The sequence below is a fragment of the Mesoflavibacter sp. SCSIO 43206 genome (genome assembly GCF_019904215.1).
GTDB classification, from domain to species: Bacteria; Bacteroidota; Bacteroidia; order Flavobacteriales; family Flavobacteriaceae; genus Mesoflavibacter; species Mesoflavibacter zeaxanthinifaciens.
Window position 1 is genome coordinate 1,489,257 of record NZ_CP063201.1, and the last position, 22,574, is coordinate 1,511,830.

Annotated in this window: 22 protein-coding genes and 1 tRNA gene; 13 read left to right on the forward strand and 10 right to left on the reverse strand. The window is 31.2% G+C overall.

The genetic code is table 11. The annotated features are described in order from the left end of the window. Positions 1–2: 2 nt before the first annotated feature. Positions 3–506: a cytochrome c gene (locus INR78_RS06910; protein WP_223075948.1), complete on the reverse strand. Its 504-nt coding sequence runs from the start codon at positions 504–506 to the stop codon at positions 3–5. A gap of 187 nt (positions 507–693) precedes the next feature. Then, on the reverse strand, positions 694–1,239 hold the full coding sequence (locus tag INR78_RS06915; protein WP_255592964.1) for an alpha-ketoglutarate decarboxylase: 546 nt from the start codon (positions 1,237–1,239) through the stop codon (positions 694–696). Positions 1,240–1,355: 116 nt separating this feature from the next. On the opposite strand from INR78_RS06915, the gene INR78_RS06920 reads away from it, so the two are divergent. The 3 genes from INR78_RS06920 to odhB are packed head-to-tail and all read left to right on the forward strand — an operon-like array spanning position 1,356 to position 5,783. After that, a complete protein-coding gene (locus tag INR78_RS06920) occupies positions 1,356–4,112 on the forward strand; it encodes a 2-oxoglutarate dehydrogenase E1 component (RefSeq protein ID WP_223075949.1) in 2,757 nt (918 codons plus the stop codon). A gap of 18 nt (positions 4,113–4,130) precedes the next feature. Continuing rightward, positions 4,131–4,502, forward strand: a complete 372-nt coding sequence (locus INR78_RS06925) for a DUF3887 domain-containing protein (protein WP_106677383.1) — start codon at positions 4,131–4,133, stop codon at positions 4,500–4,502. 33 nt (positions 4,503–4,535) lie between these two features. Next, positions 4,536–5,783, forward strand: a complete 1,248-nt coding sequence (gene odhB, locus INR78_RS06930) for a 2-oxoglutarate dehydrogenase complex dihydrolipoyllysine-residue succinyltransferase (RefSeq protein ID WP_106677385.1) — start codon at positions 4,536–4,538, stop codon at positions 5,781–5,783. Positions 5,784–6,490: 707 nt separating this feature from the next. Here odhB and INR78_RS06935 read toward each other — a convergent pair. The 6 genes from INR78_RS06935 to INR78_RS06960 form a co-directional block, all read right to left on the reverse strand. After that, the gene (locus INR78_RS06935; RefSeq protein ID WP_027879502.1) at positions 6,491–7,132 is read right to left on the reverse strand and encodes a response regulator transcription factor; all 642 of its coding nucleotides are present in this window, start codon (positions 7,130–7,132) and stop codon (positions 6,491–6,493) included. 39 nt (positions 7,133–7,171) lie between these two features. Beyond that, positions 7,172–7,624, reverse strand: a complete 453-nt coding sequence (locus INR78_RS06940) for a retropepsin-like aspartic protease (RefSeq protein ID WP_223075950.1) — start codon at positions 7,622–7,624, stop codon at positions 7,172–7,174. Continuing rightward, on the reverse strand, positions 7,608–10,163 hold the full coding sequence (locus INR78_RS06945) for a CHAT domain-containing protein (protein ID WP_223075951.1): 2,556 nt from the start codon (positions 10,161–10,163) through the stop codon (positions 7,608–7,610). Before INR78_RS06945 ends, INR78_RS06940 begins: the two co-directional genes overlap by 17 nt. A 22-nt stretch (positions 10,164–10,185) precedes the next feature. Continuing rightward, positions 10,186–12,144, reverse strand: coding sequence for a PKD domain-containing protein (locus INR78_RS06950; protein WP_223075952.1), 1,959 nt, complete (start codon positions 12,142–12,144; stop codon positions 10,186–10,188). A gap of 105 nt (positions 12,145–12,249) precedes the next feature. Continuing rightward, positions 12,250–13,239, reverse strand: coding sequence for a hypothetical protein (locus INR78_RS06955; protein ID WP_223075953.1), 990 nt, complete (start codon positions 13,237–13,239; stop codon positions 12,250–12,252). A gap of 76 nt (positions 13,240–13,315) precedes the next feature. Beyond that, positions 13,316–13,756, reverse strand: a complete 441-nt coding sequence (locus tag INR78_RS06960; RefSeq protein WP_223075954.1) for a hypothetical protein — start codon at positions 13,754–13,756, stop codon at positions 13,316–13,318. Between the two features lie 137 nt (positions 13,757–13,893). Here INR78_RS06960 and INR78_RS06965 point away from each other — a divergent pair, with 137 nt between their 5' ends. From INR78_RS06965 to INR78_RS07010, 10 genes are all read left to right on the forward strand, one after another. Next, complete coding sequence (locus INR78_RS06965) at positions 13,894–14,475, forward strand: RNA polymerase sigma factor (RefSeq protein ID WP_223075955.1); 582 nt, start codon at positions 13,894–13,896, stop codon at positions 14,473–14,475. Between the two features lie 4 nt (positions 14,476–14,479). Then, positions 14,480–15,229 carry a M48 family metallopeptidase gene (locus INR78_RS06970; protein WP_223075956.1) on the forward strand — a complete coding sequence of 250 codons (750 nt, stop codon included), beginning with the start codon at positions 14,480–14,482 and terminating at the stop codon, positions 15,227–15,229. 64 nt (positions 15,230–15,293) lie between these two features. Next, positions 15,294–16,061, forward strand: a complete 768-nt coding sequence (locus tag INR78_RS06975; RefSeq protein ID WP_223075957.1) for a TatD family hydrolase — start codon at positions 15,294–15,296, stop codon at positions 16,059–16,061. A gap of 20 nt (positions 16,062–16,081) precedes the next feature. Further along, a complete protein-coding gene (locus INR78_RS06980; RefSeq protein ID WP_223075958.1) occupies positions 16,082–17,113 on the forward strand; it encodes an asparaginase in 1,032 nt (343 codons plus the stop codon). A gap of 75 nt (positions 17,114–17,188) precedes the next feature. Continuing rightward, a tRNA-Ser gene (locus INR78_RS06985) sits at positions 17,189–17,276 on the forward strand. Positions 17,277–17,349: 73 nt separating this feature from the next. Continuing rightward, complete coding sequence (locus INR78_RS06990; RefSeq protein WP_027879492.1) at positions 17,350–18,129, forward strand: MotA/TolQ/ExbB proton channel family protein; 780 nt, start codon at positions 17,350–17,352, stop codon at positions 18,127–18,129. Positions 18,130–18,163: 34 nt separating this feature from the next. Beyond that, the gene (locus INR78_RS06995; protein ID WP_027879491.1) at positions 18,164–18,595 is read left to right on the forward strand and encodes a hypothetical protein; all 432 of its coding nucleotides are present in this window, start codon (positions 18,164–18,166) and stop codon (positions 18,593–18,595) included. Between the two features lie 3 nt (positions 18,596–18,598). Beyond that, the gene (locus tag INR78_RS07000; RefSeq protein ID WP_223075959.1) at positions 18,599–19,210 is read left to right on the forward strand and encodes a biopolymer transporter ExbD; all 612 of its coding nucleotides are present in this window, start codon (positions 18,599–18,601) and stop codon (positions 19,208–19,210) included. Between the two features lie 9 nt (positions 19,211–19,219). Beyond that, positions 19,220–19,693, forward strand: coding sequence for a biopolymer transporter ExbD (locus INR78_RS07005; RefSeq protein ID WP_223075960.1), 474 nt, complete (start codon positions 19,220–19,222; stop codon positions 19,691–19,693). Positions 19,694–19,779: 86 nt separating this feature from the next. Continuing rightward, a complete protein-coding gene (locus INR78_RS07010; RefSeq protein WP_223075961.1) occupies positions 19,780–20,472 on the forward strand; it encodes a porin family protein in 693 nt (230 codons plus the stop codon). 2 nt (positions 20,473–20,474) lie between these two features. On the opposite strand, the gene INR78_RS07015 is transcribed toward INR78_RS07010, so the two are convergent. Both INR78_RS07015 and rpoN read right to left on the reverse strand, forming a co-directional pair. After that, a complete protein-coding gene (locus tag INR78_RS07015) occupies positions 20,475–21,080 on the reverse strand; it encodes a hypothetical protein (RefSeq protein WP_223075962.1) in 606 nt (201 codons plus the stop codon). Then, the gene (rpoN, locus tag INR78_RS07020) at positions 21,080–22,540 is read right to left on the reverse strand and encodes an RNA polymerase factor sigma-54 (RefSeq protein ID WP_223075963.1); all 1,461 of its coding nucleotides are present in this window, start codon (positions 22,538–22,540) and stop codon (positions 21,080–21,082) included. The genes INR78_RS07015 and rpoN overlap by 1 nt, the downstream gene beginning before the upstream one ends. Positions 22,541–22,574: the final 34 nt, after the last annotated feature.

Here is a 22,574-nt window from a genome sequence, read left to right on the forward strand (position 1 = left end):
TGTTATTTTAAGGTTCTAAAATATTCTAATACAGCTCTGGCATCTTCTTCTGATAGTCCTTGATTTGCCATTGGTGCTCCATTAAATTCTATTAAAAGTTCTTTAGCTAATGGGTCTTCTTTAACCATAACTTCAGGATTCAAAATCATATTCATTACCCATTCTGGCGCACGACGATCTAAGATGCCAGCAGGAGCTGGACCAATAAATTTCTTGTCAGGTCTGTGGCAAGCAGTACACATTTTTTTAAATATCTCAGAGCCTTGTGTTGCCATTTTTTTATCTATTTCAGCACCTAAATCAATGTTTTTTATAGGTCCTACACCTTTGTTATCTAAAACTACTTTGTCAGAAGCTTTTATTTTTTTAGGAGCATTTGTTGTTGTTTTTTCTGTTGTTGTTTTCTTTTTATAAGAAAATGTTTCCTTTTTCTTTTCTTCTTTACCGCCACAACTAATTATTATCGCAGAGAAAAAAATTGTCATAAGTTTTAGTGTTGTTTTCATAGTATCTAGTTTTAGATGGGTTTTTATTAAATTAAAATATTATGACAAAATTATAAATAGAAGGAAGCTTAAAATATGATAAAAATCATAATTAGGACAAATTTACCCTAATTAAAGAAATATCAATAAAAAACCTCTTTGTTTAATTAAAAAGAGGTTAAATTATATTAGATCAATCTAATTGTTTTTAAAAAAGAACTCTAACAAAAGGCATCCATGAGTTTGCATAAATACTTTTGTTATCGTCATATAAAACATCATATCTTATGCCAAAAGTAATGTTGTTTGTACGGTAACCAGCACCTACAAAAAGAGCAGGATACCAATAATTATTATCTAGATTATTAGAAAAGTTACCTTCAAACTTTCTATTAACATTTAAAGCTTCAAATTCAGTAGAAAGTTGTATTTCATTTATAGGATTGTAAATTCCAATAACGCTACCTCCAAAAATTGTAGATTTATAAACATTTTTTTGTCTATTATACGTCCCATTTAAACCAACACCTAATCCATATTTACTATTAAATTGATAGATAGCATTAGGTGCTAAGGTGGCGCTAAAAAAACCATCGCCTGTACTTAAACCAAAACCGCCACCAAATCTTACGTTTTCCCAGAAATCACTTTTGTTTTTTGTTAAATTTCCTTGACAAAATGATAAACTCGTAAAAAACACACTAAATATTAGCAATAATTTAAAATCAAGTTGTTTTAAGGGGATATTTTTCATAATCATCAATTTAGTTAAATGTAAACGTTATAAATATAATAAAACCATCGCTATATTTGGTAAAAGTTGTATTTTTGATAAAATTTTGTTGAAGCGAACACGACTTACACATAATAATGGATAAATATTCCTTTTTAAACGCAGCACATACAGCATACTTTGCTGAATTATACGATCAATATTTAAAAAACCCTGACTCTGTAGAGCCAAGTTGGAGAGCATTTTTTCAAGGTTATGACTTTGGAAGTGAAAACTATGGAATGGAAGGAGAAATTGTAGAAGGTGTCTCGGCACAAATACCAGAGCATCTTCAAAAAGAATTTCAGGTAGTAAATTTAATAGATGGTTACCGTAGTAGAGGTCATCTTTTTACTAAAACCAATCCAGTTAGAGAGCGTAGAAAATACGCGCCAACATTAGAACTAGCAAATTTTGGTTTGTCTGAAGCAGACCTAGATACCCAGTTTAATGCAGGTGAAATTTTAGGTATAGGTACACAATCTTTAAGAGAAATTTTAAAACACTTAAATAGTATTTATTGTGATTCTATTGGTATTGAATATATGTATATACGTCAGCCAGAAGAAATCAAATGGATACAAAATAAGCTGAATATTAATGATAATCAGCCAAATTTTTCTTCAGAACAGAAAAAACACATTCTTAAAAAGTTAAACGAAGCTGTTTCTTTTGAAACCTTTTTACACACTAAATACGTTGGGCAAAAACGTTTCTCTTTAGAAGGAGGAGAATCGTTAATCCCTGCATTAGATGCAGTAATAGAAAAAGCAGCAGAGCTAGGTGTAGAAGAGTTTGTAATGGGTATGGCACACAGAGGTCGTTTAAGTACCCTAACAAATATCTTTGGTAAATCTGCAAAAGATATTTTTAGCGAGTTTGATGGTAAAGATTATGAAGAAGAAGTTTTTGACGGAGATGTTAAATATCATTTAGGTTGGACAAGTCAACGTAGTACAGATACAGGAAAAAAAATAAATTTAAGTATAGCGCCTAACCCTTCGCATCTAGAAACAGTAGGAGCAGTGGTAGAAGGTATATCTAGAGCAAAACAAGATCAAAAACATAAAGATAACTTTAGTAAAGTATTACCAATTGTAGTACATGGTGATGCAGCAATTGCAGGTCAAGGTTTAGTTTACGAGATTGTTCAAATGGCTCAACTTGACGGTTACAAAACAAACGGAACTATACATGTTGTAGTAAATAACCAAGTAGGATTTACAACAAATTATTTAGACGCCAGATCTAGTACCTATTGTACAGATGTTGGTAAGGTAACCTTGTCACCAGTATTACACGTTAATGCAGACGATGCCGAAGCTGTAGTACACGCTATGCTATTTGCTTTAGATTTTAGAATGAACTTTAATAGAGATGTATTTATAGATCTATTAGGTTATAGAAAATATGGGCATAACGAAGGAGACGAACCTAGATTTACCCAGCCAAAACTTTATAAAGCAATTGCAAAGCATGCAAATCCTAGAGATATCTATGCAGAGAAGCTAATTAATAGCGGAGTTATAGATAAAGATTACGTAAAGCAATTAGAGACAGATTATAAAGACCAACTAGAAGAAAAATTAGAAGATTCTAGAAAAGAAGATAAGACAATCATTACTCCATTTATGGAAGACACGTGGAAAGATTTTGTACGTGTAGACGAAAAAGTAATGATGCAAACTGTAGATACAACAACAAGTAAAGAGAAGCTTGCAGATATTACCAAAGTAATATCAAACTTGCCAGAAGATAAAAAGTTTATCAGAAAAATAGAAAGATTAATCCAATCTAGACAAACCATGTTTGACGAGGACAGGTTGGATTGGGCTATGGCAGAGCATTTAGCTTACGGTACTTTACTAACCGAAGGTTACGATGTACGTATAACAGGTCAAGATGTAGAACGTGGTACTTTCTCTCACAGACATGCAGTTGTAAAAGTAGAAGATAGCGAAGAAGAAATAGTATTACTAAATAATTTAGATAACAATCAAGGTCATTTTTATATTTATAACTCATTATTGTCAGAATATGGTGTTGTAGGTTTTGACTATGGTTATGCTATGGCTAGCCCAAAAACATTAACCATATGGGAAGCTCAGTTTGGAGACTTTAGTAACGGAGCGCAAATCATGTTAGACCAATATATATCTTCAGGAGAAGATAAATGGAAAACACAAAACGGACTAGTAATGCTTTTACCTCATGGTTACGAAGGTCAAGGAGCAGAGCACTCCTCAGCTCGTATGGAGCGTTACTTACAATTATGTGCAAAAGACAATATGTTTGTTGCCGATTGTACTACACCTGCAAATATGTTCCATTTGTTAAGACGTCAAATGTTATCTAATTACCGTAAACCATTAATAGTGTTTACACCAAAAAGTTTGTTACGTCATCCAAAATGTGTTAGTACAGTAGAAGAGTTTGCTAACGGAAGTTTCCAGACGGTAATCGAAGATACTTCAGTAAAAACCGAAGATGTAAAAACATTAGTATTTGTAACAGGAAAGTTCTATTACGATTTAGATGAAGAAAGAGAAAATCTAAACCGTAACGATGTAGCTATAGTAAGGATAGAACAGTTGTTCCCGTTACCTGTAGAAAAAATAAGAGAAATTTTAGATAAATATAAGCATGTAGAAGATGTGGTTTGGGCACAAGAAGAGCCAAGAAACATGGGCGCATACATGCATATGATGATGCACTTAGAAGAAGCTAAAAGCTTTAGAGCAGCATCTAGAAGACCTTACGGTGCACCAGCAGCAGGAAGTTCTGTAAGATCTAAAAAACGTCATAAAGAAGTCATAGATTTCGTTTTTGACAAAACAAAAAATAACCAGCGATAAGCTTTTAATTCAATAAAGATGAAAAAAGGAATAGTATTAATTGTAGCTATGTTAAGTTTTGCAATAGGATTTTCTCAAAATACAGAAAAGACCAATTATAAAACAACGGTAGATATCTTTACAAAACATTATAATAATGATAACTACAGAGCTATTTATAACATGTTAGATGATAATTTTAAAAAAACGTTTACTTTAGAAAAAGTAAATACTTTTTTTAAAAATGAAATTAATGCTGGAGCTTTAGGTAAAATAAAGAGTAGAGAGTTAAAAGATATAGTACGAACAGGACATACTTATATAGTAACATTTGAAAACGGAACTGGCGAAGCATTTTTTCTTCTAGATGAAGAAAATAAAATCAAAGGATTCCAACTTAGTAAAAAATAATAAAACAAAACACAAGCATAAAATTATATCACAATGATTTTAGAAATGAAAGTGCCTTCTCCAGGCGAATCAATCACAGAAGTTGAAATAGCAGAATGGTTAGTTCAAGATGGTGATTATGTAGAAAAAGACCAAGCAATTGCAGAGGTAGATAGCGATAAAGCTACCCTAGAACTACCAGCAGAAGCAAGTGGTATTATTACCTTAAAAGCTGAAGAAGGAGACGCTGTAGAGGTAGGACAAGTTGTTTGTTTAATCGATACTAGTGCAGAAGCGCCAGAAAGTACAACCTTTAAAGGTGGTGACGAAGGTGGAAATAGTAATGCAGAAAAAGATGTAGCACAAGATCAAAAATCTACACCTAATACAGAAGAAAAAGCACCAAACCCAGCAAAAGAAACTTATGCATCTGGTACAGCAAGTCCTGCTGCAAAGAAAATTTTAGCAGAAAAAGGTATAGAAGCAAGTGCTGTGCAAGGTACAGGTAAAGATGGTCGTGTTACAAAAGATGATGCAGTAAAAGCAGTTCCATCTATGGGTACACCAACAGGAGGAAATAGAGGACAATCTCGTAGCAAAATGTCTATGTTACGTCGTAAAGTAGCAGAACGTTTGGTAGAAGCTAAAAACACGACAGCGATGTTAACTACTTTTAATGAAGTTAACATGACACCAATTTTTGAATTACGTAAACAATACAAAGAAGAATTTAAATCTAAACACGGAGTTAGTTTAGGGTTTATGTCTTTCTTTACATTAGCAGTTGTAAGAGCATTAAAAATGTACCCAGCTGTTAACTCTATGATAGATGGTAAAGAAATGATCTCTTACGACTTTGTAGATGTTAGTATAGCAGTATCTGGTCCTAAAGGACTAATGGTGCCTGTAATTAGAAATGCAGAAAACCTATCTTTTAGAGGAGTAGAAGCAGAAGTAAAACGTTTAGCATTACGCGCTAGAGATGGACAAATTACTGTAGACGAAATGACTGGTGGTACATTCACAATTTCTAATGGAGGTGTATTTGGAAGTATGTTATCGACACCAATTATTAACCCGCCTCAAAGTGGTATTTTAGGTATGCACAACATTATAGAGCGTCCAATTGCTGTAGATGGAAAAGTAGAAATTCATCCAATGATGTATGTTGCATTATCTTACGATCATAGAATTATTGATGGTAAAGAAAGTGTTGGTTTCTTAGTAGCTGTAAAAGAAGCTTTAGAAAATCCTTCTGAGTTATTAATGGATAACGATATTAAGAAAGCATTAGAACTTTAAAAAAGTAAATAAGGTTATAAAAAAAAGAGCTACTATTTAGTAGCTCTTTTTTTATGCTTTAAAGGCAGTATAAGTTAAATGCAACCACTGCAACTGCTAGTAATATGATACATAATATAAACATACTACTGTATTTTGATCTGCTTGTGTCCATTTTGTTGTTTTTTTAATTTAAAATTAAAACCCTGCACCATTATATGATGCAGAGTTAAAAATATAATTCTCCCTAAGAACTAATTAATAGCATTGTAAAGGTAATTGTAATGTTTATTAAATAAAATACGTACTACTACGTATATTTACGAAAAAATAACGAAACTTCTAGTTGTAATAAGTAGAAAAGCCCTAAACAAAGAGGCATGAATAGGGCTTTTAATCAATTCTCCCAAAATTGATTTTAATAGCGAGGCTAAATTATATGATATAAAATTTTTACAAAATACGTAGGTCTACGTATATTTACGAAAACATTACGAAAACCTTTTTTAATAAAAAAGCCCCAAACCTTGGTTAAGTGGTTTAGAGCCTTTTTCAGTTTTCCCAAAATTGATTAATAGCAATGCTAAAGTAATGCATAAATACATTCTGTGAAATACGTAGGTCTACGTATATTTACGAAAATGTTACGAAAACTCTTAAAAAATAAACCCAAAATAATTGTATTACTTTGGGTTTGCTTAGTTTCTTTTAAATATTTAGACATTGTATTAAGTGTTTTTTATAAACTCTTTGTTTAACTGTGCCCAAATGGCTAGTGCGTTTTGAGAAGCTTTTAAATCTAGTTTTTTTACAATATTGCTTCTGTGCTTTTCAACTGTCCTAATAGAAGAGTTAAGTGTTTCAGAGATTTCTAAGCTTGACATTTCATTAGAAACCAATTTTAAAATTTTTAATTCTGTCGGCGTTAAAAGTTTATTTAAGTTTTTGCTAGAATAATTAATTTTTGAATTTAAATATGAAGCAATTTCTTGGCTAAAATAAGGTTCACCTTTTATAGCGCTATTTATGCATTGTTCAATTTCTTCTATAGCAAATTCTTTTAGTATATAACCATAGACATTGTATTCTTTAGCTTGATCAAAAAGGTGTTCTTCATTATCAAAAGTTATAAGTATTACCTTTGTAGGTAAATTGTTTTTATAACATGCTTTTGCAACTTCTAGTCCAGTCATACCTGGCATTCTTATATCTAAAAGCGCTAAATCTGGCTTAAGTTTTACAATATGGTTGTAGGCTGTTTTTCCGTCTTCTGCACTACCTATTATATTAAATCCTTTTGAAGAAATGTAATCGGATAAACCTCTTAACATTAAAGGATGGTCATCTGCTATGACAATAGAAACACTCATTTATTGTAGATTTAGTTAATTTAAAGTTATAAAAAATGTTTACTTAAACTTCTTCAGGTAAAGATATTTTTTATTGTAGTCTATAATGGCTTTTATTTTTTTTAAAATATCTGCACCGATAATTCCATCAACAGGTTTAGAGTTATGATTTGTTAAAGCTATATTTACATGACTTAAATCAAATAGAACAAGAGATACTTTGTCTATTTTAAGTCGTCCAATTTTTATTTTATTTTTTTTTGAAATTTGAGTAGCCATATCTATTGCTCCCGCACCTGCAGCTAATATTTTGGAATCTTTAACTTTTTTTAAGTCAAATTTTTCTGCAGCTTCAAATCCTACACAGCTATTAGAAGCACCAGTATCAAGAATAAACAATCCTTTAACTCCGTTTATGGTAGCTTTAATTTCAAAGTGATTAGTTTTAGTAAGTTTTAACTTTACACGAACATAATCTTGTTCTAATAAAAAATCTTTAAGCTTGTCTTCCATGTTTTTGTTTTCTAATAACAGACCATAAAAGTAATGTAATAGCTAAACCAATAAAAGTAAAAAGTAAGTAAATTAATATAGAGGATTTTCCTTTAATCGTCGTTGTTCCATAATAGACAAAAGCACTCCAATAATAAGGCGATTTTTTTGCGTTAGTTATTGACTTATCATCTAAATATTGCTGTTTAGATTTTTGATTTGCTATAGCTACAGACTCAAATTTGCTATAGTTTTTATAAAAGTTATGCATAATTTGAGACGTAGATTTGTCATTAACTTTCCAAAGAGAAAAGACTAATTGATCAATGCCTGCATATTGAAATCCTCTAGCTAAACTCATACTGCCTTCACCCTTGTTTAGTTTACCAATGCCAGTCTCGCATGCACTTAAAACAACTAAATTATTATCTAATTGTTTTGTGTATAATTCATTTAAGTATAGATTGTCGTCTGCAAACTCGATATTTGCGGGTATACTAAAGCTACCTGCATCTGCATGTGTAGAAAAATGTAAAATCCCATAATTATCCGCTTGTATAAAAGCGTCCTTTTTAGTTGCATTAGTGTACATTAAAAACTTGGCATCTGTAAATTGATCTATACTTTTGGCTTCGTCTTCAGAAAAAGTTAATGCCTTTTTAGTGTTTTTAAACACAGGAAATATTCCTAAAACATGATCATCAAATTCTGGTTGCTTTCCTTTTAAGAATATTTCTGCGCTTGTGTTGTAAGCAATGCATTGTTTTTGGATTAAAAAAGGCATTTTACTGTAATTGGTCGTCTTTGTTTCTTTTGTAATTAAGCTTTCAAAAGGAATAAAATTTAAGAAGCCATCTGGTATTATTATAATGTTGTTGGATGCTTTTATTCTGTTTAACTTTAATTGTTGATAGAGGTTAAAAGCATCTGTTGTAAACTTGGATACATCATTATTTATAGCGTTTGGCGAATTAAAATAATCTATATAATTTGAAATTGAAGCGTCAAAATCTTCGTCTCTTTTAAATTTAAAAAACTGTAAAGATTTATCTGAAATAATGAAGGTGTAAACATTATTTTCACCATAAAAATATTCGACTAAAGAGGCTTTTTCTTTTTTGAGTTTTCGTTTTAAATCATCAATAAAATTTTCGTTTTTATCGTTAGGGTAACTTAAATCAATTTTATTTTTTAGGTTTTTTAAATCATTACTTATTTTGGATAATTTATAGCTTAGATCATTAACTACTTCAGAGTTTTTTTCAAATTCAGCTTTTATAAGTTGATTGGTTAAATCTGCTTGTTTTGTCAATAAAACTTGCTCTTTTATCAATAAAGTGTCTTTTGGATGCAGTTGTAAAAGGCTTTTTTTAGCAATAGTTTCTTTTAAAATTGCTGCTTTGTTTTTTTCGGCATAAGCCAAAGCTTTTACAATAATATTTGGCTTTTTTAGGGTTTTAAAATCTTGGTAAAGTATGGCTATACAAGCTTCACTTCGTTTTCTATTTTTATCTGCATGACGCAATTTTGCTTCTTGAGAAGTGATGTTTTCGGTTAGTAGATTGGTGACATAAAAACTACGATCGTAACAGTTTAAAGCGTTTGTGCTGCTAACTTGAATATTGCCAAGTAAATCAAAAATATCTATAAACGTATTTTCTGCATATAGGTCTTCAAAATTAGGTAACACGTTTGTGTCGTGATTAGGTAATAAAACATTTAAAGCATTTTTTAATTCTAAAGCACAAGCGTTTTTGTGATCCAATTTTAGATGAAGTTGGGCATTAAGCACGTGTAATTTAGCAATAGCTCTAGCTGAAAATTCAGGTTTGTTGTATTGCTCTGTAATCATTTCACGTAAGTGCAATAATGCCTGTTTGTAGTCTTTGTTTTTTAGGGCTAGATTATATTTTACTTCTGGGTTTTCGGTTTTTATGGTAGTGGCTTCAGAGTTGTTTAAAGCAATCTGACTGTTGTTTTTTATGGCTAATAATTTTTCTTTTTTAGAAGAAGTTAAGCCAGAAATTTGAAGTCCGTTTTCTGAAATTTTAATGGCTTCATCAAATTTTCCTGCTGTAAAATATAATTGAGCTAAATTGATGGCGCCTGCAATACGTTGTGGATTATTTTTGTTTTTTTCAGCGATAAAAATGTATTGCTTTATTGTGTTTTCTGCATTGGTGTAATCGCCAACTTTATTATATAAAATACCTAATGGTTTTAGACAATAGTCTATTACGTCATAGTCTGTAATAGTGCTTAATTGGTGTTTGTTGTAAATATTCCAAGCAGTTTCATAAGCTAAAATAGCTTGTGGTTGTTTGTTTATATTGTCTAAATAATGTCCTTTATTAATCAATAAAAAGAAATACGCTAACTGCTCATCAATAGTTTTGATTTTTACTTTAAAATCGGCTTCTTTTTTTAATAAAGTTGAAAAACTTTCAGCAGTTCTATTGGTATTAAAATTTTCTGTAGCCACATAAATAGCTTCTTCTAAATCTTGGGAAAAAGTAGTAGAAAAGGAAAATAAAAGAAGGAAAATGAGGCTGTATTTCATTTATAAATTAATTGGTTTTTTATTAAAATTTCCAAATCGCATAAAACTGCATATAGTTGTAATTGTCTTTAAAATTAAAAATGTATCTAGCACCAATACTAGGTCCAATTCTAGCAAAACCAGCTGTAGCTTCAACTAAAAAACCACTTCTAAAATTGGTGAAAGATTCTTTGTTTTCAGTAGATATAGTTTCGCTACTAATCAAAGCTTCAGGAAACGTATTTATGTTTTCGTAATCTTCTATGGTTGTTGTTGTGCTTTCTTTTTGACTTACCGAAATCATACCTTGTAAACCTGCGCCTAAACCAATGTAATTATTGACGTTATACCTTAATAAAACAGGAACTTCCCAATCTATATTGTTATAGCTGGTAGATGTTGTTGTGCGTCTAAAAAGTAATTCTCCAGTAGCGCTATTATCTGTGATTTGTTCTGAAATTTGAGTGCTGCCATCAAATTCATGCAAACTGTTTAACAACTCGACTTGCCAATAAAAGCGATACGATTTGTAAGGTGAAAGCGTTGCGCCAACAAAATAACTTTTTGAATTGTCTAAATCAAAAAAGTAATTATAACCAGCTTTTGCACCAATAGAAATACCAGGCATAAATCGAGTAGTGGAGTAATTGGTAATTATAGGTTCGTTTTTATCAAATATGATTGCTGTTCTTGATTTGGTTTTGATTTTATGAAAGTTTTTGCCAAACTTAACTCTGTATTTTACAAACCCTTTTGTCGAGTCGTATTCTTTGACGTTTTTTTGCTCGCTACCAGGTAAATAAATGTTTTTAAAGGTGAAAATGGCTTGATTTTGCGTATATGTAGTGTCTAAACAACTGTATTCTACATCATATTTTGGGCAAATTTTAACCTTAGGATACATGTCTAAAACCTCAATAGTTGATTTGTCAAAAATTTCAGGAATATCAGTTTCTAAACGAATCTTTCTTGCAGGTCCTTCGCCATTATTTTGAAATTTGATTTTAAATTTTGGCTTTTTAAAACGCACCAATCTATAATTCATTAAAAACGCGCTAGTAGACATTTTGTTTGGATCATGAGAAGTGACTATTTCCATTTCCATGTCTTTGACGTTGTGATTGTCGTAATTTTCATCTGGTACGTAAATGCCTCTAACACTTACAATAGCGCTAGTATCTTTAATCATTTCTGGCGTAGTTTTTATGGTGTAAAATACGTTGCGCTCTTCGTTTGGTTGCATGTTTTTAAAACTAAACGCAGTATTGTTGTTGTATTTAGCTTTAGATTCTTCTAAGGTTAATGGTAGGTTTTGCTTTTCGGTAGAATCTTGAAGCTTTGATTGTAGTTTAAGTATTTTGTTTTCCGCGGATGCGTAATAATTATCGGTATCTAATTTTGAGGTGAATACTAAATCTTCGGTGCTAATTTCATTTTCATTATGATACATTCTGCTTTCTGCAATTTCAAAATTGTCTGCTTTAAATTGTTTTTCGTTATAAAACAGAAAAACTTTACCATTGGTGACATAATCCTTTGTGTTTTTGTATTTAACAATAACGACAAATTCTTCTTCTGGAACAGGCTCGCGATTGCGTTGTAAATCAAAATTTGTGATCATACTAGCTTCCTCATTATAGCTTTCATCTACATTTGTGACCTTAATTTTTTTAGGTCTTGAGGTTGGAGTTTTACCAGTGTCGTAATTGTTGGTTGCCCATAAGTGGACTTCGTATTCACCTGACTTTTTATAGGTTTTAGTAGGGTTGTTTTCTTTGCTGTAAGTGCCATCACCAAATTCCCAGTAATTAGTATAAAACGCTTTAGGTGCTCCAGCAATTTGGTTTAATTCTGGTGCGTTTGGTGTAAACTTTACTTGATTTCCTTCAAATTTATGCTCTATTGTGGCTATGCGTTGCGTGGTGTCTTTTGCAATATTTTCTTGAGAATAGCACAAAACAACAGCAAAGACAGTAAGGATTATAGCGATTAAATGTTTCATGACTCTGTGAATTAAGTAATTAAATGTAACAATAATTATTTTGATTTGGTAAAACACAAAAACCAGAAATGTAAATTTCTGGTTTTTGCTAAGTAGGTAAATTGATTATGGTAGCGCATTTATGATTGAAATTAAACTAGCTTCTGTGGTTACTGAAGTGTCTTCAAAACTAAATGTGATAATATCATTTTCTACAATAGTAACTGCTTTGATAGCATACCTCCATTGACCATTATCTTCGGTTACAAAAATAACATGACACTCTAAACCAATTGGGATTTGTCCATAATGCTCACTAAATAAGTTTAGTGCGCCATCATAAGTGTCTAAGGCTGCAAGACCTGTGTCTTCACCATCATAAGATAAATATACAGCGCTGTTTGTGTGGTTATAACCTACCGGAGCTTGTACTTGAATTTGAGTTTTTGGTCTAGGATCACTATAAAAACGATCTACGTTAGACCATCCAAAGTTGTTTAAAAAGGCATAATATTGTCCACCTTCTACAAAAACGCCACCTTGTGCAGTTGCATCTTCAACTTCATCCCAAGTTAAATTATCATCTTCATCAATTGTACCTTCCCAAAGTACCATTTCTGGGTCTGCTCCACCAGTTAAACTTGCTGGTATTGATAAGTTAAATGCACAGTTTGTATCTAAAATTTGACCGTTTTGAGTCGCTTCGATAAAAAATTCGCCACCAGTTAAAAGCATAGCTTTATCACCATTAGGCATTGTACCCATTGTAGGTTTGTTAGTGGTAAGCATATTACCTTTTTCAAAAATTTCAACATATTCTATATCTACGTTACCTGTAATTTCGTTTCCGTTAAGGGTTAAACAATCTCCGTTTATTCCTAATTGCACACCATTTTCTGAAGTTAATGTGATGTAACCATCATCAGAATTAAAACTGAAATTTTGAGTAATGTCTGCTAACGCTTCATCTTTAATGTTTTTAAACTCTTGTGCAGTTGCTGGAGTTGCTTCAAACGGAGGTAAATCGTTGTCGTCTGTTGTTTTACAACTACTAAATAATAGTGTAGTTAATAATAAAGATCCTAAAATTTGTTTTGTGTTAATTAAAGTTTTCATGATTTCTAATTTTTATGTGTTACACGTTTATATAAACAGGGTAAGGATTTTGTTACCCTGGTTTTTTTTACTTTTTTTATTTTAATTGTTTACTTGCAATGATTTTATAAGAGATCACGTCTCCTTTTGCAACTAACTGAATCATCCTTTTTGCTGAAACTTCTGATGTTGAAAACCCTTTAGCTTCACCTTTTTCACTTTTTACTTCCCAGAAGTACAGTCTGCTTTCTTTCTTATTTAATTCACTTTTTAAAATGAAATAGTTACTAATTTTTTGTTCTAAGACTACTTCGTTTTGTCCAACAAAATTGGCGCGTCTTTTAGCGTCAAATAATGTTTTTGCTGTGCCTCTAAATTCACCAGTAGTTGTTTTTACATACCAATCATAGACTTTTACTAAATCGTCTTTGGTCATTGTTGCAGTTGTTGCACTGTTAGGTTCTGTTGTTACAGTTGTAGCGTTAAGGTTTAATAATCCAAATACTACTGTTGCGATAATTAAAATTGTACGTTTCATAATTTCTAATTTTTAAATTGTTGTTTCGTTTTAAGTTGTGTTGCCTTTTGGCTTATTCACCTTTATATCAAATCCATTTAAAAATTGTTACCCTATTTTGTTCAACTTTTTTTAAATTCGTTTAAAACAAAGGGCTTATGAGTAATAAAAAAGTACACGAAGACCAGAAGTATATAGATGGATTGGTCAATAATAATTCCTTTATCATACAGACTATATATGACAAGTTTGTGCCTAAAGTAATTAACTATGTGAAGCAAAATAGTGGTGACGAAGAGTATGCGCAAGATGTAGTACAAGACACCATTATTACCATTTATAACCAAGCAATACAGAAAAACTTACAGTTAACTTGTCCTTTTGATGCGTACTTTTTTTTATTGTGTAAGCGTAAATGGTTAAATACTTTAAAAAAAATTAATAATAAGGAGGTAACAATTAACGAAGAGGTGTTATCTAAAGATGACGATGCAACTCAATTTGTGTTTGAAACGTCCATTTTTGAAAACAAGCAAAACCTATTTAATCAAATGTTTGACCAATTAGGAAAAGCTTGTAAAGACTTACTTAATGCTACTTTTAAAATAAAATCTATGGAAGAAGTCGCAGCAAGTCTTAATGTAAGTTACGCTTATGCGCGAAAGAAAAAATCGTTATGCATAGGACAACTAACAAAAATGGTACAAGAGTCGCCAACGTTTAATCAACTAAATTATTAATGTTATGGAAGAACAAGATTACATCCTTTTTGAAGATTATTTGTCAGGCAATTTAGATGAAAATGCTACAAATGCACTTGAAACTAGATTAGAAACTGACAAAGCTTTTAAGCAGTCTTTTAGTATATATAAAGATATTTCTGCGCACTTAGATCACGAAATTGGTAACGAAGAAAAAACGATGGATTTTAGAGCCAATTTAGACAGTATATCTCATAATTATTTTTCAAAACTAAATGCGCAACAAGAAGAAGTAAAAGTGAAAAAATCATCTGGTTTTTACAAGTTTGCAATAGCTGCAAGTGTTGTGTTGTTACTTGGTTTCTTTGTATTTAATCAATTTTCGGGCGATCCAAGTTATTCAGATTTTGCTAATTACGATCAAATTAGTTTAACGGTAAGAGGCGATAATGATGGACTATTAAAAGAAGCTGAAACAGCATTTAATACTAAAAACTATGAAGAGGCAGAGTTGCTTTTTAATCAAATTTTAGAACAAGATTCTGGTAATACCGAAATTCAACTTTATAAAAGCATCACGTTAATAGAAACCAATCAATTTAGTGAAGCAGATGAATTATTAAAAGGATTATCAGAAGGTAATTCAATCTATAAAAATAAAGCCATGTGGTATTTAGCCTTAAGCAAATTAAAACAAGATAATTTAGAAGCTTGTAAAAACGTATTAAAGAACATCTCAGAAGACGCAGAAGATTATAATCAAGCACAAAAATTACTCAATAAGCTAGATTAAAAATCAATTTTAAATAACCCTTAAAAAGTCATCTTAAACAAGATGACTTTTTTACTTTTGCAACATGATAATTACAGATACCCATACACATTTATATAGCGAAGCTTTTGACGAAGATAGAGATCAAATGATGCAACGTGCTTTTGATGCAGGCGTAAGTCGTTTTTTTGTGCCAGCAATAGATAGCACTTACACAGAAGGCATGTTAGCTTTAGAAAAAGATTATCCTAACAATGTGTTTTTAATGACTGGTTTACATCCAACACATGTAAAAGATAATTACAAAGAAGAGCTGGATCATGTTGTATACATGTTGGATAAGCACAAGTATTATGCTATTGGCGAAATAGGAATAGATTTATATTGGGATAAATCTACATTATCAATTCAGCAAGATGCCTTTAGACAGCAAATACAATTGGCAAAACAGCACAAATTACCAATAGTAATTCATTGTCGTGAAGCATTTGATGAGGTGTTTGAAATTTTAGAAGAAGATAAAGCAGATGATTTATACGGTATTTTTCATTGCTTTACAGGTAATTTGGAACAAGCAAAACAAGCGATTAGCTATAATATGAAGTTAGGAATTGGTGGCGTAGCAACGTTTAAAAACGGAAAAATAGATCAGTTTTTAAGTCAAATCGATTTAAAACATATTGTTTTAGAAACCGATGCTCCTTATTTAGCGCCTACACCATATAGAGGTAAACGTAATGAAAGTAGTTACATTACCAAAGTATTAGAAAAATTATCGGATATTTATCAAGTTTCAGAAGAAAAAATAGCAGAGATTACTACAGAAAACTCAAAAGACGTTTTTGGTATTTAATCTAAAAATCATAAATCGAAATGACTAAAACCATACCTAACATACTTTTAATCTACACCGGTGGAACTATTGGTATGATTAAAGACCCAGAAACTGGAGCGTTACGAACTTTCGATTTTAACAATCTTCTTAAACGCATACCAGAGTTAAAGCTATTAGACTGTAATATAGAAACCACATCGTTTAAAGACCCAATAGATTCTAGTAACATGCAACCAAAATATTGGACGCAAATTGCTGAAATTATTGAAAACAATTACGAAGCTTTTGATGGTTTTGTCGTGCTTCATGGTAGTGATACCATGAGCTATACAGCATCAGCTTTAAGTTTTATGTTAGAACATTTAGCAAAACCAGTTATTTTTACTGGATCACAATTGCCAATAGGAGATTTACGTACAGATGCTAAAGAAAATTTAATTACATCAATTCAAATAGCATCGCTTCAATACTATAACAAACCCATAATTAAAGAAGTGTGTTTGTATTTTGAATATAAATTGTATCGTGCCAACCGAACTACAAAAATCAACGCAGAACATTTTGAAGCTTTTGCAAGCTTAAATTATCCAGATTTAGCAGAAAGCGGTGTACATCTTAAAATTAATAATGAATACTTGTGGAAGCCAAACCCAAGAAAAGACTTAATTGTACATAAAAATTTAGATGAAAATATTGCGCTTGTAAAACTATTCCCAGGTATCACAAAACAAGTTTTAGAGTCAATTTTTAAAAGTGAAGGGTTAAAAGGTGTCATATTAGAAACTTATGGGGCAGGAAACTGCTCTACAGAACCATGGTTTTTAGATTTATTAAGAGAAACCACAAAAAAAGGAATACATATAGTTAATGTCACCCAATGTTCTGGAGGAAGTGTAATTATGGGAAGATACGAAACTAGCGAAAACCTTAAAAGAATAGGTTTAATCTCTGGAAAAGACATTACTACAGAAGCTGCTTTAGTAAAAATGATGTATTTATTGGGGCAAAATATTTCTCCTAACTTATTCAAAACCATATTTGAAACGTCCTTAAGAGGTGAAATGACCTAAAATTAACGTCTAAAATTTCAGCTTTAGAATATTTTTTTGTTATTTGCCGTGCTGTAAGAACAAATAAGTAATTACAGAGAGGTGGCCGAGTGGTTTAAGGCGCACGCCTGGAAAGTGTGTATATGTTAATAGCGTATCGAGGGTTCGAATCCCTTCCTCTCTGCGTAGTTTTTATTTCAGATTACATAAATTTTTATATCTTTAACACTTTAACTAATAAAATTAAGAAGAACAAAATGAAAAGATTATTTTCTATCCTAGCTATAGCATGTATTATGGCTTTCGGAACAGCTAACGCAACTGCAAATGCTGCAATGACAACTGCAACAACTGTAGTCTTAACTCAAGAAGATTCTAATGAAGCTGCAGATGCGCCAGCTGAAGAATTAGGATTCCACCAAGAACTTAAAAAACGTTTTATAGAAGGTGGACCAGGATTTATGGGGATTGTATTATTATGTTTAATTCTTGGTTTAGCAATTGCTATTGAAAGAATTATCTTTTTAAACTTATCTACTACAAATTCTAAAAAATTAACTCAAGATGTAGAAGACGCTTTACAATCTGGAGGAATTGAAGCTGCAAAAGAAGTTTGTCGTAATACAAAAGGACCTGTTGCTTCTATCTTTTACCAAGGTTTAGATAGAGCAGATGGAGACTTAGAAGCTGCAGAAAAAGCAGTAGTAGCTTACGGTGGAGTACAAATGGGACAATTAGAGAAAAACGTTTCTTGGATTTCTTTATTTATCGCATTAGCACCAATGTTAGGATTCATGGGTACGGTAATTGGTATGATCCAAGCTTTTGATAAAATTGAAGCAGCAGGAGATATGCAACCATCATTAGTAGCAGGAGGTATTAAAGTAGCCTTATTAACTACTGTATTTGGTCTTATCGTAGCAATTATCTTACAAATTTTCTATAACTATATTATTGCAAAAATTGATAGCATCGTTAATGATATGGAAGATTCTTCTATCACTTTAATCGATATGTTATCTAAGTACAAGAAATAATTCACTCAATTACTAACTTTAAAAATTAAAGATTATGCACAAGATTTTAAAAATAGTTGCTTTAGTATTGAGTTTAGCTGGTATAGGTTTATTAATTGGTATTTTAGCAACAGGAGACGAAGCTATTAAAGCAGGAGACAACGCTGTTGTAGACTACATGTCTTATGTAGCATACATAGTACTTTTTATTATCCTTTTATCAGTAATCATTTTTGTATTTAAAAATTTATTTTCAAATACTGGATCTCTAAAAAATACGTTAATAGGTGTAGGAGCATTCTTAGCAGTGCTAATTGTATCTTATGCTGTATCAGGAGGAGATACAATGGTTTACAAGTACGGAGGTAACCCAGCTACAGAAGGAGAATCTCATATGGTTGGAGCAGGATTAATCGCATTTTATGTGTTAATACTAACTGCAGCAGGAGCAATGTTATTCTCAGGTATCAAAAAATTAATAAAATAAATTATGGCAAAAAGATCAGCACCAGAAGTTAATGCAGGCTCTATGGCTGACATTGCCTTCTTATTATTAATATTCTTCTTAGTTACAACAACTATAGAAGTGGATTCTGGTATTAACTCTAAGTTACCACCAGATATTCCGCCACCAGAAGTTAAAATTAAACAGAAGAATATCTTTACAGTTGAGCTTAACAAAAACAACCAGATGTTGGTTGAAGGAGATTTAATGGAAATTAAAGATCTTAAAGCTGCTGCATTAAAGTTTATTGATAACGGAGGCGGGCAAAGCGCAGAAGGAGAAAGATGTGATTATTGTAGTGGAGAACGTAATCCAGAATCATCAGATCATCCTACAAAAGCGATTATTTCGATAACGCACTCTAGAGCTACAGATTATGAGACGTTTATAACAGTCTATGATCAACTAGTAAGCGCTTATTCTGAGTTAAGAGAAAAATTAGCTCAAAAGCTTTATAACCGTTCTTTTAAAGAAATGGAAGCAACTTATGATGACTCTAAGTCTTCAGAGTTTAAAAGCGAGAAACTAAAAGATAAGATAGAGAATATTAAGAAAAAATATCCTAGAATCATATCTAAAGCAGAACCACAATTTTAATTAAAAACTATGTCAAAATTTAAAAAGAAAGGTAGTAATGAGCTACCAGCAATTTCTACAGCATCTTTACCGGATATTGTATTCATGCTATTATTCTTTTTCATGGTAGCAACCGTAATGAGAGACAGTAGTTTGAAGATAAAAAACAATTTGCCGTCTGCTGCAGATACTGAAAAATTAGGTCAGAAAAACTTAATCATGTTTATTTATGCAGGTCCACCTAGTGATAGTTATAAAGACAGATATGGTACAGAAGCAAGAATTCAGTTAAATGACAAGCTTGCTAATATAAACGATATCGGAGCTTTTGTTGCTGCAGAGCGTGCTACTAAACGAGAGGAAGAAGTACCAATGTTGATTACTGCTTTAAAAGTAGATAAATCAACTAATATGGGATTAGTTTCTGATATAGAACAAGCTTTACGTAAAGCTGGACAACTTAAAATTAATTACACTACTAAAAAAGGTAGTGCACTTAAATAAGAATACTCTTAATTTTATAACAAAAGGTGTTTTGATTTTCAAAACACCTTTTGTTTTTTATACCTTTATACTTATTAGTTTTAAAAATGAAGTTTAGGTTAATATTATTTTTTATACTTAGTTATGCGTCTCTTTTGGCCCAAGAAGAAGAGTCTCCATTTCCTAACGTAACAGATTCGCTTTATAGAGAAGATCAGTTTTATTTAGGTGTCACTTATAACCTACTAAACAACAAACCCAATGGAGTTAATCAAAATAAATTTTCAAGCGGGTTTCACTTCGGTTTTATAAGGGATATGCCAATTAATAAAAAACGAAACAAAGCTATAGGTGTCGGTTTAGGTTTATCTTTTAATAGTTATAACCAAAACCTTTTAATTGCTGAAAATAATAAGGATGTAAATTTTTCTGTAATTAATGATGATGTTAATTACTCAAAAAATAAATTTTACACTTCAATAGTTGAATTACCGATCGAGTTTAGATGGAGAACATCTACAGCAAAAGAATATAATTTCTGGAGAATTTATACGGGAGTTAAATTTGGTTATGTTTTTTCTAACTCTTCTAAGTACGAAGGAGAGCCTGAAAACATAAGAATAAAGCAAATAGATAGCTTTAATACGCTTCAATATGGATTAACCTTAAGTGCAGGTTATAGCACTTGGAATTTTCATTTATATTACGGATTAAATCCAATTTTTGACAATAGTAATGTTAATAACAATCCTATTGATATGACTGATATCAAAATAGGTTTGATGTTTTATATTCTTTAAATTTATAACCAATAATTTTCTACTATAATTTGTGGTATAGCGCCTATCATTAAGCCTATTATAAGTTCTTTTAGAGTATGAGCTTTTAAATATAGCCTAGAAGTAGCAATAGCGCCTGTAATAATAGCCATTAGTGCTAATGTGCCATTTATATTTTTGCTAAAATGAATAGCAAATCCAATAAAAAACATAAATACACCACCAATAGCAGTCATGTGTAAACTAACTTTAAATTTAGTTATATTTAAAACTAAAGCAGTAATATTAGATATTAATACACCAATAAAGAAGTAGTATAATTCTATTATCTGATACGATGGAAATACACGGTATATAATTAAACCTATTATAAAGATATTAATTAGTAAAGGGAAAATTCTTTCTTCAGTACTTTTAAGATAAATACTTTCAGCTTTTCCTAAGGTTTTTAATAAATAATAAATTAATATAGGTAAAAATACAGAAAGAATAGTAAGAGAAATAATTTTAGCATCAACCCATTGTTCTGGTATAAACCTTGGTGTTTTATGAAAGTAAAATACTACTGCAATTAAAGGCATTACAATAGGGTGGAATATAAATGATATGCTTTTTATTAACCACTTCATTAAATGGTCTTTCTTAACCTTGCTACAGGTATATCAAGCTGTTCTCTATATTTTGCTACAGTACGTCTTGCTATAGGGTATCCTTTTTCTTTTAAAATTTTAGATAAAGCTGCATCTGTTAAAGGTTTTTTCTTGTCTTCTTCTTCAATAACAGTTTCTAATATTTTTTTAATTTCTCTAGTAGATACTTCTTCACCTTGATCATTAGTCATTGATTCTGAGAAAAACTCTTTAATCAATTTGGTACCATAAGGTGTATCTACATATTTACTATTTGCAACGCGTGAGACTGTAGAAACATCCATATCAATCTCGTCAGCAATATCCTTTAAAATCATTGGTTTTAGCTTACGCTCGTCACCAGTTAAAAAGTATTCTTTTTGATAATGCATTATTGCACTCATCGTAACAAAAAGTGTTTGTTGACGCTGTTTTATAGCTTCTATAAACCATTTTGCAGCATCTAATTTTTGTTTTATAAATAACACTGCATCTTTTTGCTGTTTGCTTTTATCTTTAGACTCTTTGTAGCCTTTAAGCATGTTATTGTATTCTCTAGATACATGAAGTTCTGGAGCATTACGACCGTTTAAAGTAAGCTCTAACTCTCCATCAACTATTTTTATAGCAAAATCTGGCACAACATGCTCTACAATACGGTTATTTCCAGCGTAAGAACCGCCAGGTTTAGGGTTAAGACGTTCAATTTCATGAATAGCTTCTTTTAATTGCTCTTCGTTGACATCAAACTTTTGCATTAATTTTTTGTAATGCTTTTTTGTGAATTTTTCAAAAGCTTGATCTATAATTTCAATTGCAAGCTCAACATCTGGATGTTTTTCTTTACGATGTAATTGAATACTTAAACATTCTTGTAGACTTCTTGCTGCAACACCAGCAGGATCTAATTGTTGTACTTTTTTAAGTATATTTTCTACTTTTTCCTCATCCGTATAAATGCTTTGTGTAAAGGCTAAGTCGTCTACAATATCTGATAAGCTTCTTCTTATGTAACCGCTTTCGTCTACACTTCCAACTAAAAATTCTGCAATATCTCGTTCTTCGTCAGATAGTCTAAACGTGTTTAATTGATTTATTAAATGTTGGGTAAATGTTGTTCCTGATGCATAAGGGACACTTTTTTCGTCATCATCTGCACTGTAATTATTTGCGCTTGTACGATAATCAGGTATCTCATCATCACTTAAATAATCGTCAACATTAATATCTTCTGCTTCAATCTTATCGTTATCTTCATAATCATCTTGACTGTTGTCAAAATTATCATCAAAATCGTCTTTTCTTTCTTCTTTACCAGTTTCTAGTGCTGGATTTTCTTCTAATTCTTGCTTTAAACGTTGTTCAAAAGCTTGTGTAGGCAACTGTATCAATTTCATTAATTGAATTTGTTGCGGAGACAATTTTTGCGATAATTTGAACTGTAAATATTGTTTAAGCATAAAGATTATGATGAATTATAAAAATAATAAAAAA

Bases quoted from the DNA above. Each gene is read 5' to 3' on its own strand.
- INR78_RS06910 (WP_223075948.1), bottom strand. From the start codon at position 506: ATGAAAACAACACTAAAACTTATGACAATTTTTTTCTCTGCGATAATA.
- INR78_RS06915 (WP_255592964.1), bottom strand. From the start codon at position 1,239: ATGAAAAATATCCCCTTAAAACAACTTGATTTTAAATTATTGCTAATA.
- INR78_RS06920 (WP_223075949.1), top strand. From the start codon at position 1,356: ATGGATAAATATTCCTTTTTAAACGCAGCACATACAGCATACTTTGCT.
- INR78_RS06925 (WP_106677383.1), top strand. From the start codon at position 4,131: ATGAAAAAAGGAATAGTATTAATTGTAGCTATGTTAAGTTTTGCAATA.
- odhB (WP_106677385.1), top strand. From the start codon at position 4,536: ATGATTTTAGAAATGAAAGTGCCTTCTCCAGGCGAATCAATCACAGAA.
- INR78_RS06935 (WP_027879502.1), bottom strand. From the start codon at position 7,132: ATGAGTGTTTCTATTGTCATAGCAGATGACCATCCTTTAATGTTAAGA.
- INR78_RS06940 (WP_223075950.1), bottom strand. From the start codon at position 7,624: ATGGAAGACAAGCTTAAAGATTTTTTATTAGAACAAGATTATGTTCGT.
- INR78_RS06945 (WP_223075951.1), bottom strand. From the start codon at position 10,163: ATGAAATACAGCCTCATTTTCCTTCTTTTATTTTCCTTTTCTACTACT.
- INR78_RS06950 (WP_223075952.1), bottom strand. From the start codon at position 12,144: ATGAAACATTTAATCGCTATAATCCTTACTGTCTTTGCTGTTGTTTTG.
- INR78_RS06955 (WP_223075953.1), bottom strand. From the start codon at position 13,239: ATGAAAACTTTAATTAACACAAAACAAATTTTAGGATCTTTATTATTA.
- INR78_RS06960 (WP_223075954.1), bottom strand. From the start codon at position 13,756: ATGAAACGTACAATTTTAATTATCGCAACAGTAGTATTTGGATTATTA.
- INR78_RS06965 (WP_223075955.1), top strand. From the start codon at position 13,894: ATGAGTAATAAAAAAGTACACGAAGACCAGAAGTATATAGATGGATTG.
- INR78_RS06970 (WP_223075956.1), top strand. From the start codon at position 14,480: ATGGAAGAACAAGATTACATCCTTTTTGAAGATTATTTGTCAGGCAAT.
- INR78_RS06975 (WP_223075957.1), top strand. From the start codon at position 15,294: ATGATAATTACAGATACCCATACACATTTATATAGCGAAGCTTTTGAC.
- INR78_RS06980 (WP_223075958.1), top strand. From the start codon at position 16,082: ATGACTAAAACCATACCTAACATACTTTTAATCTACACCGGTGGAACT.
- INR78_RS06990 (WP_027879492.1), top strand. From the start codon at position 17,350: ATGAAAAGATTATTTTCTATCCTAGCTATAGCATGTATTATGGCTTTC.
- INR78_RS06995 (WP_027879491.1), top strand. From the start codon at position 18,164: ATGCACAAGATTTTAAAAATAGTTGCTTTAGTATTGAGTTTAGCTGGT.
- INR78_RS07000 (WP_223075959.1), top strand. From the start codon at position 18,599: ATGGCAAAAAGATCAGCACCAGAAGTTAATGCAGGCTCTATGGCTGAC.
- INR78_RS07005 (WP_223075960.1), top strand. From the start codon at position 19,220: ATGTCAAAATTTAAAAAGAAAGGTAGTAATGAGCTACCAGCAATTTCT.
- INR78_RS07010 (WP_223075961.1), top strand. From the start codon at position 19,780: ATGAAGTTTAGGTTAATATTATTTTTTATACTTAGTTATGCGTCTCTT.
- INR78_RS07015 (WP_223075962.1), bottom strand. From the start codon at position 21,080: ATGAAGTGGTTAATAAAAAGCATATCATTTATATTCCACCCTATTGTA.
- rpoN (WP_223075963.1), bottom strand. From the start codon at position 22,540: ATGCTTAAACAATATTTACAGTTCAAATTATCGCAAAAATTGTCTCCG.